General features: G+C 71.2%; 2 protein-coding genes and 1 pseudogene. All 3 read left to right on the top strand.

Annotated features, from left to right (window positions below):
- Window positions 1–203, top strand: a pseudogene (locus AC04L7_RS19215) (penicillin-binding protein activator); the annotation flags it as partial.
- On the top strand, window positions 193–582 hold the full coding sequence (locus AC04L7_RS19210; protein ID WP_299346440.1) for a YraN family protein: 390 nt from the start codon (window positions 193–195) through the stop codon (window positions 580–582). The pseudogene AC04L7_RS19215 and the gene AC04L7_RS19210, both read left to right, overlap by 11 nt.
- A 12-nt stretch (window positions 583–594) precedes the next feature.
- Window positions 595–1,122: FAD-binding oxidoreductase (locus AC04L7_RS19205; protein ID WP_475513777.1), on the top strand; the 528-nt coding region annotated here is incomplete at its 3' end.

Below are 1,122 nucleotides of genomic sequence, written 5' to 3'. Positions count from 1 at the left end.
GTCCTGCCGCGCGCCTGTTCGCGTTCGGCTACGACGCCTGGCTGCTGACGGCCTACCTGGAAAAGCTGGCGACCGGCGCGAATGCCGAGATCCGCGGCGCCACCGGACGCCTGCAACTGGACGGGTTCGGCAACGTGGTGCGTACGCCGTCATGGTCGACCTTCACCGGCGGACGCGCCGCACCGATCGCGGATGGCGGTTGATCGCCGCGCGCGCGGGCAGGCCGTCGAGGCCGCGGCCCGCGCGCTGCTGCGCCGTGCAGGCCTGACCGATATTGCCGCCAATGCGGCGTACCGCGGCGGCGAACTGGACCTGGTGATGCACGACGCCACCCGACCGGGCATGCCGTCGGTGGTGTTCGTGGAGGTGCGCTATCGCCAATCGCAGGCGTTTGGTGGCGGCAGCGCGTCCGTCGATATCGGCAAGCGCCGCCGCCTGGTGCACGCCGCGCAACGCTTCCTGCAGGACCACCCCGCGCTCGCCGATGCACCCTGCCGCTTCGACGTGATCGATGCGCAGGGCGATCCGGCGTCACCGCACCTCGAATGGATCCGCGATGCGTTCCGCGCGGACGAGATCTGACTGCCCGGCACCATGGACCCTCACCTCCCTCCCGCAGTGCACGATGCTCTTGCCGCCCGGCTTGGCGATGGCTGGTTGACCGGCGAGGCGTGTCGCCCCTTCGGCGGCGATGACTCGCGACGTTGGGCCATGCCGGCGGCCGTGGCGTTGCCGCGTACGCAGGAAGATGTCGTCGCGATCGTGCGCGCCTGCCGCGAACATCGCGTGCCGATCATCGCGCGCGGCGCGGGCACCGGCACGACCGGGGCAGCCGTACCGACGCAAGGTGGCGTGGTGGTGTCGTTCGTGCGCATGAACCGCGTGGTCGAAGTGCGCGCAGCCGACCGTTGCGTGGTGGTGCAGCCGGGCGTCCTCAACGGCGACCTTCAGCATGCGCTCGCGCCGCACGGTCTGTTCTGGCCGCCGGACCCCTCCAGTGCCGAGACCTGCAGCGTCGGCGGCAACCTCGCCACGAATGCCGGCGGACCGCGCGCAGTGAAGTACGGCACTGCGCGCGACAACGTGCTGGGGCTGGTCGCGGTCACTGGCACGGGCGAACTG

The sequence above is a fragment of the Pseudoxanthomonas sp. LjRoot204_2 genome (assembly GCF_056175765.1).
The sequence above is the reverse complement of the archived record's forward strand: the minus strand, read 5'-3'. Positions and strand labels throughout refer to the sequence as shown.